The 13,914-nt window shown below is 57.0% G+C and carries 19 protein-coding genes; all 19 read left to right on the top strand.

The window, feature by feature from the left end; translation table 11 throughout:
• Window positions 1–894 (top strand): calcium/sodium antiporter (locus OEW58_07360; GenBank protein ID MDH5301163.1); only part of this gene is annotated, 894 nt, incomplete at its 5' end.
• Window positions 895–903: 9 nt separating this feature from the next.
• Window positions 904–1,110 carry a heavy-metal-associated domain-containing protein gene (locus tag OEW58_07355; protein MDH5301162.1) on the top strand — a complete coding sequence of 69 codons (207 nt, stop codon included), beginning with the start codon at window positions 904–906 and terminating at the stop codon, window positions 1,108–1,110.
• A gap of 59 nt (window positions 1,111–1,169) precedes the next feature.
• A complete protein-coding gene (locus tag OEW58_07350) occupies window positions 1,170–2,117 on the top strand; it encodes a KpsF/GutQ family sugar-phosphate isomerase (protein MDH5301161.1) in 948 nt (315 codons plus the stop codon).
• Window positions 2,117–2,641: a 3-deoxy-manno-octulosonate-8-phosphatase KdsC gene (gene kdsC, locus OEW58_07345; GenBank protein ID MDH5301160.1), complete on the top strand. Its 525-nt coding sequence runs from the start codon at window positions 2,117–2,119 to the stop codon at window positions 2,639–2,641. Before OEW58_07350 ends, kdsC begins: the two co-directional genes overlap by 1 nt.
• Window positions 2,642–2,644: 3 nt before the next feature.
• Window positions 2,645–3,211 carry an LPS export ABC transporter periplasmic protein LptC gene (gene lptC / locus OEW58_07340; protein ID MDH5301159.1) on the top strand — a complete coding sequence of 189 codons (567 nt, stop codon included), beginning with the start codon at window positions 2,645–2,647 and terminating at the stop codon, window positions 3,209–3,211.
• Window positions 3,198–3,695, top strand: coding sequence for a lipopolysaccharide transport periplasmic protein LptA (gene lptA / locus OEW58_07335; protein MDH5301158.1), 498 nt, complete (start codon window positions 3,198–3,200; stop codon window positions 3,693–3,695). The genes lptC and lptA overlap by 14 nt, the downstream gene beginning before the upstream one ends.
• A complete protein-coding gene (gene lptB / locus OEW58_07330) occupies window positions 3,695–4,426 on the top strand; it encodes an LPS export ABC transporter ATP-binding protein (GenBank protein ID MDH5301157.1) in 732 nt (243 codons plus the stop codon). The genes lptA and lptB overlap by 1 nt, the downstream gene beginning before the upstream one ends.
• 123 nt (window positions 4,427–4,549) lie before the next feature.
• Window positions 4,550–6,031, top strand: coding sequence for an RNA polymerase factor sigma-54 (locus OEW58_07325; protein MDH5301156.1), 1,482 nt, complete (start codon window positions 4,550–4,552; stop codon window positions 6,029–6,031).
• Window positions 6,032–6,050: 19 nt separating this feature from the next.
• Complete coding sequence (raiA, locus tag OEW58_07320) at window positions 6,051–6,371, top strand: ribosome-associated translation inhibitor RaiA (protein MDH5301155.1); 321 nt, start codon at window positions 6,051–6,053, stop codon at window positions 6,369–6,371.
• A gap of 42 nt (window positions 6,372–6,413) precedes the next feature.
• Window positions 6,414–6,881, top strand: a complete 468-nt coding sequence (ptsN, locus tag OEW58_07315) for a PTS IIA-like nitrogen regulatory protein PtsN (protein MDH5301154.1) — start codon at window positions 6,414–6,416, stop codon at window positions 6,879–6,881.
• Window positions 6,882–6,910: 29 nt separating this feature from the next.
• Window positions 6,911–7,729, top strand: coding sequence for a hypothetical protein (locus tag OEW58_07310; protein MDH5301153.1), 819 nt, complete (start codon window positions 6,911–6,913; stop codon window positions 7,727–7,729).
• Entirely contained in the window at window positions 7,726–8,577 is an 852-nt protein-coding gene (gene rapZ / locus OEW58_07305) for an RNase adapter RapZ (GenBank protein ID MDH5301152.1), read from the top strand. Before OEW58_07310 ends, rapZ begins: the two co-directional genes overlap by 4 nt.
• A 3-nt stretch (window positions 8,578–8,580) precedes the next feature.
• Complete coding sequence (locus OEW58_07300; GenBank protein MDH5301151.1) at window positions 8,581–8,979, top strand: PTS fructose transporter subunit IIA; 399 nt, start codon at window positions 8,581–8,583, stop codon at window positions 8,977–8,979.
• A gap of 3 nt (window positions 8,980–8,982) precedes the next feature.
• Complete coding sequence (locus OEW58_07295) at window positions 8,983–9,252, top strand: HPr family phosphocarrier protein (GenBank protein MDH5301150.1); 270 nt, start codon at window positions 8,983–8,985, stop codon at window positions 9,250–9,252.
• A 31-nt stretch (window positions 9,253–9,283) separates the two neighbouring features.
• The gene (mgtE, locus tag OEW58_07290; protein ID MDH5301149.1) at window positions 9,284–10,633 is read left to right on the top strand and encodes a magnesium transporter; all 1,350 of its coding nucleotides are present in this window, start codon (window positions 9,284–9,286) and stop codon (window positions 10,631–10,633) included.
• 182 nt (window positions 10,634–10,815) lie between these two features.
• On the top strand, window positions 10,816–11,391 hold the full coding sequence (locus OEW58_07285; GenBank protein MDH5301148.1) for a cupin domain-containing protein: 576 nt from the start codon (window positions 10,816–10,818) through the stop codon (window positions 11,389–11,391).
• 48 nt (window positions 11,392–11,439) lie between these two features.
• The gene (locus tag OEW58_07280; GenBank protein ID MDH5301147.1) at window positions 11,440–12,633 is read left to right on the top strand and encodes a RuBisCO large subunit C-terminal-like domain-containing protein; all 1,194 of its coding nucleotides are present in this window, start codon (window positions 11,440–11,442) and stop codon (window positions 12,631–12,633) included.
• A complete protein-coding gene (locus tag OEW58_07275) occupies window positions 12,626–13,270 on the top strand; it encodes an HAD-IB family phosphatase (GenBank protein MDH5301146.1) in 645 nt (214 codons plus the stop codon). The genes OEW58_07280 and OEW58_07275 overlap by 8 nt, the downstream gene beginning before the upstream one ends.
• Window positions 13,271–13,897: a methylthioribulose 1-phosphate dehydratase gene (gene mtnB / locus OEW58_07270; GenBank protein MDH5301145.1), complete on the top strand. Its 627-nt coding sequence runs from the start codon at window positions 13,271–13,273 to the stop codon at window positions 13,895–13,897. It begins immediately after the preceding gene.
• The last annotated feature ends 17 nt before the right edge of the window (window positions 13,898–13,914 follow it).

Genomic DNA, 13,914 nt, shown 5'->3' with positions numbered 1-13,914 from the left:
AGTTTGGCGCGCACCCTGGGCGTATCGCCACTGATCATCGGCCTGATCGTTGTCGGCTGGGCAACCTCCGCACCGGAAATGCTGGTCAGCGCCATTGCCGCAATGGAAGGCAACACCAATCTGGCTGTCGGCAATGCCATCGGCTCCAACATCACCAACATTGGCCTGATTCTGGGCATGACCGCAATGATGCTGCCGCTGGCAGTGCATTCGGATTTGATTCGCCGCGAATTTCCCATTTTGATGGCCATCATGGCCCTGGTGATTTTGCTGTTCCTGGACGGCCAGTTCGAACGCATTGACGGCATATTATTGCTCGGCGGTTTGCTCTGCTTCCTGTGGTGGATGATTCATCTGGCGCAGCAGCAACGCATGCAAAAAGATCCCATGACCGAGGAAGTCACCGACGAACTTCCCCAGTCATTACCGCTGAACAAATCCATTCTGTGGCTGGTCATCGGCCTGACAGGTTTGCTGATCGGTGCCCGTCTGGTGGTCTGGGGTTCGGTCGCCATTGCCCAAGCCCTGGGCGTCAGTGACCTGATCATCGGCCTGACCATCGTCGCGATCGGCACCAGCCTGCCCGAGCTGGCCGCCACAGTGATGAGTGCGCGCAAGGGTGAAGACGACCTTGCCATCGGCAACATAATCGGCTCCAATATCTTCAATTTATTGGCGGTTCTGGGAATTCCAGCCGTGATCGCCCCCGCCGCCCTGGATGTGGAGGTCATGACCCGCGACATTCCGGTCATGTTACTGTTGACGGTTTTGCTGTATTTCATGGCCAAAGGCCAACGGGGCACTGGCGGCAAGATAGGACGAGTGGCCGGCGGATCGCTGCTGGCGATTTTTCTGGGCTATCTTGGCACCATTTACTACATGGCATCCGCCTAAGGAGCGTTGATGAGCACCGAACAATTTACCGTAGCCAACGTCAAATGCGGCGGCTGTGTCGCCAACATCAAAAACAAACTGGGCGCGTTGGCCAACATCCAGGCCGTTGACGTCGATCTGGCCTCCGGCCAGGTCACGGTACAGGGCGAGCCCCTGGATCGGACGCAGTTGTCCGCCAAATTAACCGAAATCGGCTACCCGGAAAAAAAGGCATGACCCTCAGCGAAAAACGCATTTTGCCCGCCAGCACCCCTCACGATCAGGCCCTGATCGACATGGGCAAAGCGGTACTCGATATTGAATCCCGCGCTGTCGCCCGCCTGAAAGACCGACTGGACAACAGCTTCGTCCGCGCCTGCCACACCTTGCTGTCCTGCGAAGGCCGTATCGTTGTGGTCGGCATGGGCAAATCCGGCCACATTGGTGGCAAAATCGCCGCCACCCTGGCCAGCACCGGCAGTCCGGCCTTTTTCGTTCACCCCGGCGAAGCCAGCCATGGCGACCTGGGCATGATCACCATCAAGGATGTGGTTCTGGCGATTTCCAACTCCGGCGAGACCGGCGAAATCCTGACGATTTTGCCGCTGATCAAGCGCCAAAACGTACCGATGGTGGCGATGACCGGCAATCCGAATTCGACCCTGGCGCGCAATGCCAACGTCCATCTGGACATCAGCGTTGAGCAGGAAGCCTGTCCACTGGGACTCGCCCCCACCGCCAGCACCACCGCCACCCTGGCCATGGGCGATGCGCTGGCCGTTGCCCTGCTGGAAAGCCGTGGCTTCACTGCCGAAGATTTTGCCCGCTCTCATCCCGGTGGCGCATTGGGCCGTCGCCTGTTGCTGTTGATCGATGACATCATGCAAACTGGCGAGCACATCCCGCAGGTCAGTGCCGATGCCACGCTCAGCGAAACCATCATTGAGATGAGTGCCAAGCGACTGGGTTTCACCACCGTGGTCGATGCACAAAACAACCTGCTGGGCATGTTCACTGATGGCGATTTGCGCCGCCTGCTGCAACATCAGCCCGATCTGCATAACACTCGCATTCAGGACATCATGACCTGCGACGGTGTGCGCATTCAGCAGGGAGCACTGGCTGCCGAAGCGCTCAAGCTGATGGAAGAACGCAAGGTCAACGGCATGCCCGTGGTCAACGAACATAATCAAGTGGTCGGCGCATTCAACATGCACGATCTTTTCAGAGCAGGAGTGGTTTAATGCGCGATATTCTGGCCAAGGCCGCCCAGGTCAAACTGGTTATTTTTGATGTCGATGGTGTTCTGACCGACGGCCGACTGTACGTCACCGAATCCGGCGACGAAATCAAAGCCTTTCATTCCCGCGACGGTCACGGCATGAAAATGCTGCAAAGCACTGGCGTCAACGTTGGCATTATCACTGGCCGCACCTCCGGCATCGTCACCCACCGGATGAATGAGCTGGGCATCAAACACGTCTACCAGGGCCAAAAAGACAAAGTCCCGGCGTTTCGCGAACTGATCAGCAAGCTCGAGCTCAGTCCTGAGCAAGTGGCCTACGTCGGCGATGATGTGGTTGATTTGCCGGTCATGCTCAAAGTTGGTCTGGCCATCGCGGTGCAGGATGCCCACAGTCTGGTCAAAAAACACGCCCACTGGCAAACCCCCAACCTGGGTGGCCAGGGCGCAGCCCGTGATGTCTGCGAACTGATCATGGAAGCCCAATCCACGCTAGAATCGCAACTTCAACACTATCTGGTATAACCCATGGCGTTTTCCCGTGGCCTGCAGCCCACCCTGATCATTGCGCTTTTGCTGGCGGTCGTCGTCATTCTGTGGCTGACGGAAACCGAACAGCAGTTGCGCAATGCTGACACCAGCGCGCTGCTGAACGAGGAAGCGGATTACTACATGGAAAATTTTCGCCTCAGCGAAACCGATGAACAGGGCAAGCTGACCAAGCAGTTGAGCGGTTCGCGCCTGGCTCATTTTGCCGATCGCCACACGGAACTGCAGTCACCCGACATCACCATTCTGCAAGACGACCAGCCGCTGTGGCGCCTGACCGCCGAACAGGGTTCACTGCTGAAAGGCCAGCTCACACTCAACCACAATGTCCGCATCGAACAACTGGCCGACCATGCCGCGCGCTACCTGCAGGTCGAAACCGATCAACTCAATGTCGACATGAATACCCGCACCAGCTACGCACCTGGGCTGGTACAGATTTACTACGCTTCGGCCACGATTCAAGCCCACGGCATGCACCTGTTGTTCGACAGCCGACAAATGCAACTGCACTCCAAGGTACGAGGCACCTATGTTCAGCCGTAAGTTGCTATGGATCATTACCTGGATAGTCGCCAGCAACGCCTGGGCGCTGCCGGATGACTCCAAACAAAACATTCACATCGAAGCCGACCAGGTCGACATTGATGACCGCAATGGCGTCAGCACCTACAGCGGCAAGGTGCAACTCATCCAGGGCAGTATTCGCCTGACGGCGGACAACATCGTCGTCCACACCGAAAACCGCGTACTGGTCAAAATCATCGCCAACGGCAAGCCCTCGACGTTCCGCCAAAAACCCGAGGCAGGCAAGCTCGATGTCGTCGCCAAGGCGCTACAGCTCGAATATCTGGCGCGTGACGGCAAGCTGATCCTGACCCGGAGCGCCAGCCTCAACCAGGGCATGAACATGTTCAGCGGCAATCGCATCCTTTACGACCTCAATCAGAGCTACGTGCGCGCCGAAAGTGACGACCAATCCAGCCAGCGGGTACAAGTCGTAATCCAGCCCAGTACGCTGGAGGAATAATTCCCCTCATGGCACTCGTCGCAAACAATCTGGCCAAGCGCTATAAATCCCGTCACGTGGTCAAAGACGTCTCGCTGACGGTCAATGCCGGCGAAGTGGTGGGCTTGCTCGGCCCCAACGGCGCGGGCAAAACCACCAGTTTCTACATGATCGTCGGCCTGGTTCCGTCGGACGCGGGCAATATTTTGCTGGATGAGCAAAACCTGACCGGCTACCCACTGCACAAGCGGGCACAACTGGGCATAGGCTATCTGCCGCAAGAGGCATCGATTTTTCGCAAACTCACCGTCGAGGAAAACATCCTCGCCGTACTTGAGGGACGGCCCGAACTCAGCGAGCAACAACGCCAGGCCAAACTGGAAGAACTGCTGCAGGAATTCCAGATCACCCACATCGCCGACTCGCAGGGCATGGCCCTGTCGGGCGGCGAACGTCGCCGGGTGGAAATTGCCCGCGCATTGGCTGCCGAGCCGCGCTTTATCCTGCTGGATGAGCCGTTTGCCGGCGTGGACCCCATTTCGGTCATCGACATCCAGCGCATCATTCGTCACCTAAAGCAGCGCAACATCGGCATTTTAATCACCGATCACAACGTCCGCGAAACCCTGGGGATTTGCGAACGGGCCTACATCATCAGTCAGGGCACGGTCATCGCCGAAGGCCAGCCGGAGCGGATTCTGGAGAATCAGCTGGTGCGAGAAGTCTATCTTGGTCAAAATTTCCGCCTTTGAACGGCCTGTCGCCAGCAACAAACAAACAGTAGCCATTCTCCGGCGGGTATGATGTATAATCGGTACTAAACGAAAAACGATGTTTTTCCATTATAACTATCAGGGAACAGAGAGCAGTTTGTAGTGAAACAATCTCTCCAACTTCGTCTAGGTCAACATCTCACGATGACACCGCAGTTACAGCAGGCTATCCGCCTCCTGCAACTGTCGACGCTCGAGCTTAAATCGGAAATCCAGGATGCGTTGGAAAGCAATCCAATGCTGGAATTGATCGAAGATGGCGAGCAACGCGAACATGCCCATACCGAGGCAGAAACCCGCGCCGCCGAGGGCAACACCAACACCGATGATCGCGACTTCCAGGAAACCACGGTTGATCTGAAAGTTGATGAAATTCCCAACGACTTGCCCGTCGACAGCTCCTGGGAAGACACCTACGAACCCACCAACTACTCCAATAGCAGCGGCTCCTTCAACGATGAAGATGACCGCGACATTGACAGCCGCAATTGCGAGCAGGAATCCCTGCAGGATCATTTGCTGTGGCAAATGCGCCTGACGCCCATGACCGAAATCGATCAAGCCATAGCCACCTCCATCATTGACTCGGTCAGTGATGACGGCTACCTGGGCGACACCGTGCAAGCCATTTGGGAATCGCTAAAAGACGAACTGGAAATCGACATTGAAGAAGTCGAAGCGGTGCTACGTTGCGTGCAGAACTTTGATCCACCCGGCGTGGCCGCACGCGACTTGCGCGAATGCCTGTTGATTCAAATTTCCCAGCTCGACCCTGAAATTCCGTGGTACCAGGAAGCCAAGGCCATGGTGACCAGCCATTTCGAGCTGCTGGCGGAACGTGATTTTGCACAACTCAAACGCAAACTCAAACTTAACGAGGATGAGCTGCGTGAAGTCGTCAAATTCATTCACGGCCTCAATCCCCGCCCCGGCAACCTGGTGGCATCAGGGCAGGCCGAATATATCGTTCCCGACGTTTATGTCCGTAAGATCAATGGTTCTTGGCACGTATCACTCAATCCGGATGCCACGCCACGGCTGAACATCAATTCGATGTACGCCAGCCTGATTCAGCGCGCCAATCGCAGCGCAGACAACACCTACATGCAGGGTCAGTTGCAAGAAGCGCGTTGGCTAATCAAGAGCCTGCAAAGCCGTAACGAGACCCTGATGAAAGTCGCCACCTGCATCGTCGAACGCCAGCAAGGCTTCCTCGAACAGGGCGAAGAAGGCATGAAAGCCTTGGTACTGCATGATGTTGCCGAAGCCGTTGGCATGCACGAATCCACCATTTCGCGCATCACCAACAAAAAGTACATGCATACCCCGCGAGGCATTTTCGAGCTGAAGTATTTCTTCTCCAGCCATGTCAGTACCGCCAGTGGTGGAGAATGTTCGTCCACCGCCATTCGCGCACTGATCAAGAAAATGGTTGCCGCCGAGGACCCCAGAAAGCCCCTCAGCGACAGCAAAATCGCAAAAATTCTGTCGGATCAGGGAATCAATGTCGCCCGCCGCACCGTGGCAAAATACCGCGACGCGCTGGTCATCCCGCCATCCAATGAACGTAAACGACTAGCATAAGCACGATTGGAGTATTGATATGAGAATTGACTTGTCCGGCCACCATGTGGAAATCACTGATTCTATCCGCAGCTATGTACAAGAGAAACTGGAAAAGTTGACCCGCCACTTCGATCGCGTCACCGACATCCACGTTATTTTGAGCGTTGAAAAGCAAGTGCAGAAAGCAGAGGCTTCCATTCTGGTTGCCAACAACAAACTGTTCGCCAGCTCAACCGACGAAAATTTGTATGCCGCCATTGATGCACTGGCTGACAAGCTGGATCGCCAGATTCTCAAGCACAAAGAGAAAATTCAGTCTCATCGCGGTGCAGCACCCAACGCCGCCGCCGGAGAGTAATCCGCGCAGCGGTCGTGTGGTTTTTAGGTTAGAGACAAAGCTATGCAACTTTCCGATTTGTTAGTGCGGGACCGTATTGCCTGTGACATTCTCTCCGGCAGTAAAAAACGAGTGTTGGAGCAACTCAGCGAGTTGATCGCCAGCAACGAGCCCGACATCAATCAACAGGAAGTGTTTGAAAGCCTGATCAACCGCGAACGCCTCGGCAGTACCGGCTTGGGCAAAGGGGTGGCCATCCCGCATGGCCGCCTCAAAGCCAGCGACAAAACGCTGCTGGCTTTTGCCCAGCTAAAGGAAGGCATCGACTATGATGCCCCCGACAACCAGCCGGTCGACCTGCTGTTCGCCTTGGTAGTGCCACCCGAATCCACTCAGGAACACCTGCAGATTCTGGCCGCATTGTCGGAAATGTGTCGTGATGAGCAGTTCCGTCAGCAGCTTCGCAGCGCTCACAGCAGTGACGAGCTCTACACCCTGTTAACCCATTGGGCACCCAAACAGTCACAATAGCGGCGCGGCCAGTCAGCGCCGCATCGCTATTGCGACAGCTCCAGCGCGAGCTGCAATTACAACCGCTCAATTCCGCCCCGCTTACACTAAACAGCATCACATTCGAACCACCATTTGCAGCCAGCCATGTCGGCCCACTATTGGTGCTGGATAGCGAACAATATTCCGCAGACATCAAGCCAATCCCGACCACAACCATTGCCCTGATAATCTGCGGCGAACCTCCCACTGCACTGGCACAGATGCTGCCGCCGGTTTTCCGCGCCAGCATGCCCACGCAGCAGTTGATAACTCGTATCACGCAAACCCTGGCCTGGCGATGCGCACCGCGATTGTACGTCCACGGTAATTTTCTGCGCATCCACGGACGAGGCATACTGATACTGGGCGAACCCGGCTGCGGCAAATCCAGCCTCAGCCTTCAACTGTTGCAGCGCGGCCATGCCATCATCGCTGACGACAGTGTCTATTTTTATAATGATGGGCTTGGACTAAGAGGGCACGGCACCGCGCGCAGACGCATTCAATGGCTGCATCTGCGCCAACAGGGATTTATTGATCTGGCCAAGGCGTTTTCCATCGCACAACGACCTGTCGCGCAAACGCTTGACGCTATCATTCGGATAGCGCAGCATAAGCGCCCGATTGCGCCGCCGGGGTCCATGATCAAACTGGGCACGCAATCCTTTCCGCTGCTCGAACTGCAGGCCGATATTCCAGAGGCTTGCGAGCTGGTGGAAGAATTTGCCACAAAGGTCAATCAACGCCAGGTGTCATTGGCGGAAAACTTAACGCTGCATGCCGATGTCGGCAACGCAGCAAGCGGGGAGATAGTGCGCACACTATGAAACTGGTGATCGTCAGCGGCCTGTCAGGGTCTGGAAAAAGCACCGTACTGCACGTACTGGAAGATTTGCGCTATTACGCCATCGACAACCTGCCCATCACCTTGCTGCCGCAGTTTGCCAATTCCATGTGCGACAACACCGACGTGTGCTACTCCCACGCGGCAATTAGCATCGACGCCCGCAACCGCCACAACGAACTCAAACATTTTCCGCGTATCGTGCAAGAACTGCGTGACACTGGCGTGGATGTGGAAGTCATCTATCTGGATGCCGACGATCACATTTTGCTGCGTCGCTTCAGCGAAACCCGCCGCAAGCACCCACTGACCAGCGATGCCACCGGCCTGCCCGAAGCCATCGCCCAGGAACGCCAACTGCTGCAAATTGTCTCCGAAGAAGCCAGCCTGTATCTGGATACCACCCAGACCAGCCTGCACGATTTACGTGCGCTCATCAAACAGCGCGTCGCCAACCGCAGCTCGCACGACATGTCCATCATGTTCCAGTCGTTTGGTTTCAAGCACGGCGTTCCAGTCGATGCCGATCTGGTATTCGATGTCCGCTGTCTGCCCAATCCCTATTGGGACCCGGAGCTACGTTCGTTCAACGGCTTGCAGCAACCGATCAAGGATTTTCTCGAAAAGCATGACGACGTACAGCAGATGTACGACGACATCCGCACGTTTCTCGAACGCTGGATTCCTACGTTTGAGGCCGGCAGTCGCACCTATTTGACCATTGCCATTGGCTGCACCGGCGGCCATCATCGCTCGGTGTACATGACCGAACGGCTCAGAGCGCATTTTGCGCCACGCGGTCTTGTGCTCAGTCGTAACCGGGATTTGTAAATCATGGCCGTCGGCATATTGATTATCACCCACGAACACGTTGGTCAGGCGCTACTGGATACCGCCATCAACACCCTAAGTTTTTGCCCGCTGGATGCGGCGGTCATCAACGTCGCCTGCGATTGCGACATCGATAAAATCACAGCCTCTGCCAAAGAACACTGGCGCAAATTGCAAACCGGCGATGGCGTGCTGATCATGACCGACATTTTTGGCTCCACGCCCAGCAACATTGCCTGCGCGCTGCAGACCCTAGGTCGCTGCGTTGTGGTGGCGGGAATAAACCTGCCGATGTTGATCCGCGTGTTAAACTACCCGCACTTAACCTTGAGCGAACTGGTTGCCAAAGCCTTGAGCGGCGGCCGCGAAGGCATACTCGCCAGCCCCGAGCCACAGAGATAATCCATGCCTGAAATGCACTTGGAAATCATCAACAAACTAGGTCTGCATGCCCGCGCGGCCGCCAAATTCGTCGCCACCGCCAGCGCTTTTCAGGCGGATATTCTGCTGTGCAAGGACGATCGTTGCGCCAACGGCAAAAGCATCATGGGCATCATGATGCTCGCCGCCGGCAAAGGCAGTCAAATCAGCGTGCGCGCCGAGGGCGATGACGCCGATGCGGCATTAGCCGCACTGAAAGAACTCATCAACCGTCGTTTCAACGAAGACGAATAACTCGTCACCACCCCCATCAACAGGACAGGCCATGCAGGCTACGGATCAAATCGCCGACCACTTGCAGCAAATCAGCCGCTGGCTACAGCAGGACAATGTCACCGACGCCGGCGTTCTGCTCAACAGCCTGCACCCGGCTGAAATTGCCCACCTGCTTGAAGCTCTGCCGCGCGAGCATCGCGTGCGGGCCTGGGAACTGGTCGACCCATCGCTTGATGGCGATATTCTCACTTACGTTAATGACGAAATCCGCGCACTGTTCATTGGCGACATGGCCAAGGAAGAGCTGCTCGCCGCCACCGAGAAACTCGACACCGACGACCTGGCGGACATTCTTCCCGACTTGCCGGAAACCGTCATTAACGAACTGCTGCAGTCCATGGACGAGCAGAACCGCAATCGCCTGGAAGCGGTACTGCAATTTTCCGAGGATACCGCAGGCGGCCTGATGAACATCGACGCGGTCACCGTGCGCCCGGACGTGACCCTGGAAGTGGTACAGCGCTACACCCGCACCCGCGGCAAACTGCCGGAAAACACTGACTCGCTGGTCGTCGTGGATCGTGATGGCGTACTGCTTGGCATCCTGCCACTGGTTGCACTGGTGACCCTGGACCCGGACACGGAGGTCAAGGACGCCATGCTGCGGGATGTCCCCGCGATCCTCGCCAGCGCCACCACCCATGATGTTGCCGATCTGTTCGCCCGCCGCAACCTGGTCTCGGCACCGGTGGTCGACAGCCAGCAGCGGGTACTGGGCCGGATCACCATCGACGACGTGGTCGACGTTATCCTCGAAGAAGCCGACCATACCTACATGAGTTCGGCCGGTCTGGACGAAGAAACCGACATGTTTGCGCCGGTGGTTCGCAGCGCCCAACGCCGTACCGTCTGGCTGGGGATCAACCTGCTCACTGCATTACTGGCGTCCTGGGTCATCAGCCTGTTCGACGCCACCATCGAAAATCTGGTCGCCCTGGCGATACTCATGCCCATCGTCGCCAGCATGGGCGGCATCGCCGGCAGCCAGACGCTCACCCTGGTTACCCGTGGCCTCGCCTTGGGCAAGATCGGCAAGACCAACTCCCGCATCCTGCTGCGCAAAGAGCTGGCGGTGGGTGCGGTCAACGGCATCATTTGGGCCATCGTGATCGGCGTGCTGTCGGCGCTGTGGTTTAGCAGCGTCTCCCTTGGCGCCATCATCGCCTTTGCAATCATCACCAACCTGATCGTCGCCGCCCTCGCCGGTGCCACCATCCCGTTGATGCTGATCCGCTATGGTGCCGATCCGGCGCTGGCCGGCAGCGTCATCCTCACCACAGTGACAGACGTGGTTGGCTTTTTTGCGTTCCTGGGGCTTGCCTCTATTTTTCTCGCCTGATTCACCACAATTTTACGGTCAACAACAAGTACACAAGCCCGCAACTATGGTATACAGAATCCTCTCGGATTGAGGGACGGGCATTCCGCCGCCCTCGAACAAATCCACCGGCGCTGTGATAAAATCTGCGCTTCGACAGCCTGTTGCCGTGAACATCAACGCGCATTCCTGAAGGAGAGACAATGGCTCGCATCATTTTTACCGACGGTCGCCAGATCCACGACCTAAAACAAATTCAAGCCACCCTGGCGCCGCTGAATGTCAGTTTGCGTTACTGGCCAGTCCCAACCGATACCGACAGCCAGTCATTACTGGCGGCCAAAGCCCTGGATGACAGCCAAAAAACCAGCCTGCTGCAATCGGTCAATCACTACTTTGATCAGCTCAAGGACGAACTGGGTTACACCACCCGCGACATGATCGTGCTGCACGAAGACATTCCCGGCCTATCCGATCTGCTGGCCAAGTTTGAGAGCATCCACACCCACGCGGACGATGAAGTGCGCTACATCCTCGCCGGCAAGGGCTATTTTGGTTTTGTCACTGCCGATGGCGAACAATTCCTGGTCGAGGTTAACGCCGGTGACTACATCAACGTCCCCGCCAACGCCGAGCACTGGTTCACCCTGGGCGATTCCAGTCGAATCAAAGCCGTGCGTTATTTCATCGACACCAGCGGTTGGGTACCCGAATATACCCAGCGACAGATTCAGTTTACTCCCGAGACCCTCCCCTGGAGCGCCGCCACAGCAGATTAAGCAAAGGCCCTGCGGGGCCTTTTTTAATCGCTACCGATTAGGAGCAATATGATGATTACAGTCAGTTATCGTTTTCCAGCCGGTGCCGACGCTGCCAAACTGGCGAAGGTCATTGCCATTGGCCAAACCGTTGGCTCATGGGGTGCGGAATTTTCGCACCGCGCCCAGGCCATGGCCGCCCACACCGCCCAGGTGCTGGACATCCAGCCACAGGCCGACGGCAGTCATATTGCCCGCATTGGTTTTCCACGCATTAATACCGAAAACGACATCGCCAGCCTGCTGACCATGATTTTTGGCAAATTCAGCCTGGCCGGCCCCGCCCGCGTCATGGCCATTGAGTTGCCCGACGACTACGGCACCGGCGCCAAATTCGGCATTGAGGGTATACGCGCCAAGCTCGAGGTTCACGACCGACCGTTGATCATGGCCATTTTCAAACCCGCCCTGGGTCTGTCAGCCCAGGATCATGCCGATCTGCTGTCCCAGGTTGCGCCCGAGGGACTGGATTTGATCAAGGACGACGAAATCAACTTTGACCTGCGCACCGCGCCAACCCTGGATCGAGTCAAAGCCTGTCATCGCGTCCTTGAGGAATTGCGCCAAAAACAGGGCCGAGACCTGCTGTACGCCGTCAACATCAGTGGCCGCGCCGACCAGATCGTCGACACTGCCCGCCGCCTGCAGGACGCCGGTGCCAATGCGCTGCTGCTCAACGTGCTGTGCTTTGGCTACTCGGTACTGGAAGCACTGGCTGCCCATCCCGATGTTGAAGTGCCCATTTTTGCCCACCCGGCGCTGTCCGGTGCCATTGGCGGTGCCACCGACGGCAGCAGCGATTACGGCATCGACTACAGCGTACTGCTCGGCACCCTGATGGCCTATGGCGGAGCCGACGCGGTGCTGGTGCCGGCACACTATGGCTCGCTGCCGTTTGCCGCCCAGAGCGAGTTTCGCATTCGCGACATCCTGCGCAATCCACCCGCCGGACGACGCAAAGTGCTGCCCGTGCCCTCAGCCGGTGTCACCCCTGGCATTACCCGTCGCGCGCTGGCCGATTATGGCAACGACGTCGCACTTAATGCCGGCTCGGCCATTTTTGATCACCCGCTGGGCGCTGCTGCCGGCGTGCGCGCCTTCTTCCAGGCGCTGGACGCCGTCAAACACCAGCGTCCGCTGAATGCCGCCGTTGATCACCCGCGAGAACTGAAAACAGCCCTGGAGAAATGGGGCGGTGACTGACAACAAGACCTGTCCGCTGATGGTGTTCTGTGATTTTGACGGCACCATCACCGTCAACGAAACCTTGCGTGGCATGTTTGTCCAATGGCTGCCACAGCAAGCGCCGGCGATACTGGCGCGACTGGATGCTGGTCAACTCAGTTTGCGTCAGGCGCTGATCGACCTGACGGCACTGCTGCCCAGTGACTGCCGTGAGCGCATGAGCCAGCAAATCCTGCTCGAACCCATGCACGCGGGCTTTGACCGCTTCGTCGAGTTTTTGCATCAGCGCGATATTCCGCTGGTCATTCTCTCCAGCGGTCTGGACTTTTACATCCTGACCAAACTGCAGCCCTGGCTGGACAAAATCCACGCCGTGCACGCCCTGCGAACTGAAATCGACGGCGAGCACCTGCGCCTGGTTCTGCCCTACGATGACGCCCGCGAGGCCATGCCCAAAGCCACGGTCATGGCCAGCTACCGGGCGGATTTCAATATCGCCATTGGCGATTCCATGTCAGATTTTCAGATCGCTCAACAGGCAGATCTGGTGTTTGCCCGTGATAAACTACTGGCCCACATGCAGGGGCAAACCAAGGTCTGCGCCTGGCGCGATTTTGATGATATTCAGCAACAACTGCGGAGCAAGCTAGACTAAATGGCCCTGACTTTCGATGACATGCCAGCCAGACAGGCATTGGCCCAGGTAGGCAAACAATTCCACCAGCGCGGCTGGATGTTCGGCACCGCCGGCAACCTGAGCAAACGCCATGACGAGGACAGCTTTTGGCTGACCGCCAGCGGCAAGCCCAAGGGCCAACTCGATGAAAACGACTTCGTCCGCGTCGATATTCACAGCGGCGACATGCTCGAACAACTGGCCGAGGGCAACAAACCTTCGGCTGAAACCTGCATTCATCAGGTCATCTACCAGCAGTTCAGCGATGCCGGCGCCTGCCTGCACGTGCACACGGTAGACGCAGTCATCGCCACCCAAAAATTCGCCCGTGATGGTTTGCTGCGCCTGCCGGCGCTGGAAATGATCAAGGGCTTTAATATCTGGCAGCAGAATCCAGAAATTGACCTGCCGGTGTTCGACAACATTCTGGAAGTTCCCCGCATCGCCGAGCAAATGTGCGCCTTTTACCAGACCAACCCCAGTCAACTGACGGCAATGATGATTCGCGATCATGGCATCACCGTCTGGGGCCGCAACCTGCAGGAAGCCTATAACCGAGTAGAAATTCTTGAGTTTTTAATGTCTTATCTGGCACGACAAGGCTAATTGCCCAATATTCCACC

Source organism: Gammaproteobacteria bacterium, from assembly GCA_029884425.1.
Classification (GTDB): Bacteria; Pseudomonadota; Gammaproteobacteria; order S012-40; family S012-40; genus JAOUHV01.
Note: the sequence above shows the minus strand (reverse complement) of the source record. Positions and strands in the feature narration are given on the sequence as shown.

Coding starts and splice junctions, on each gene's coding strand:
- OEW58_07355 (MDH5301162.1), top strand. CDS start 904: ATGAGCACCGAACAATTTACCGTAGCCAACGTCAAATGCGGCGGCTGT.
- OEW58_07350 (MDH5301161.1), top strand. CDS start 1,170: ATGGGCAAAGCGGTACTCGATATTGAATCCCGCGCTGTCGCCCGCCTG.
- kdsC (MDH5301160.1), top strand. CDS start 2,117: ATGCGCGATATTCTGGCCAAGGCCGCCCAGGTCAAACTGGTTATTTTT.
- lptC (MDH5301159.1), top strand. CDS start 2,645: ATGGCGTTTTCCCGTGGCCTGCAGCCCACCCTGATCATTGCGCTTTTG.
- lptA (MDH5301158.1), top strand. CDS start 3,198: ATGTTCAGCCGTAAGTTGCTATGGATCATTACCTGGATAGTCGCCAGC.
- raiA (MDH5301155.1), top strand. CDS start 6,051: ATGAGAATTGACTTGTCCGGCCACCATGTGGAAATCACTGATTCTATC.
- ptsN (MDH5301154.1), top strand. CDS start 6,414: ATGCAACTTTCCGATTTGTTAGTGCGGGACCGTATTGCCTGTGACATT.
- rapZ (MDH5301152.1), top strand. CDS start 7,726: ATGAAACTGGTGATCGTCAGCGGCCTGTCAGGGTCTGGAAAAAGCACC.
- OEW58_07300 (MDH5301151.1), top strand. CDS start 8,581: ATGGCCGTCGGCATATTGATTATCACCCACGAACACGTTGGTCAGGCG.
- OEW58_07295 (MDH5301150.1), top strand. CDS start 8,983: ATGCCTGAAATGCACTTGGAAATCATCAACAAACTAGGTCTGCATGCC.
- mgtE (MDH5301149.1), top strand. CDS start 9,284: ATGCAGGCTACGGATCAAATCGCCGACCACTTGCAGCAAATCAGCCGC.
- OEW58_07285 (MDH5301148.1), top strand. CDS start 10,816: ATGGCTCGCATCATTTTTACCGACGGTCGCCAGATCCACGACCTAAAA.
- OEW58_07280 (MDH5301147.1), top strand. CDS start 11,440: ATGATGATTACAGTCAGTTATCGTTTTCCAGCCGGTGCCGACGCTGCC.
- mtnB (MDH5301145.1), top strand. CDS start 13,271: ATGGCCCTGACTTTCGATGACATGCCAGCCAGACAGGCATTGGCCCAG.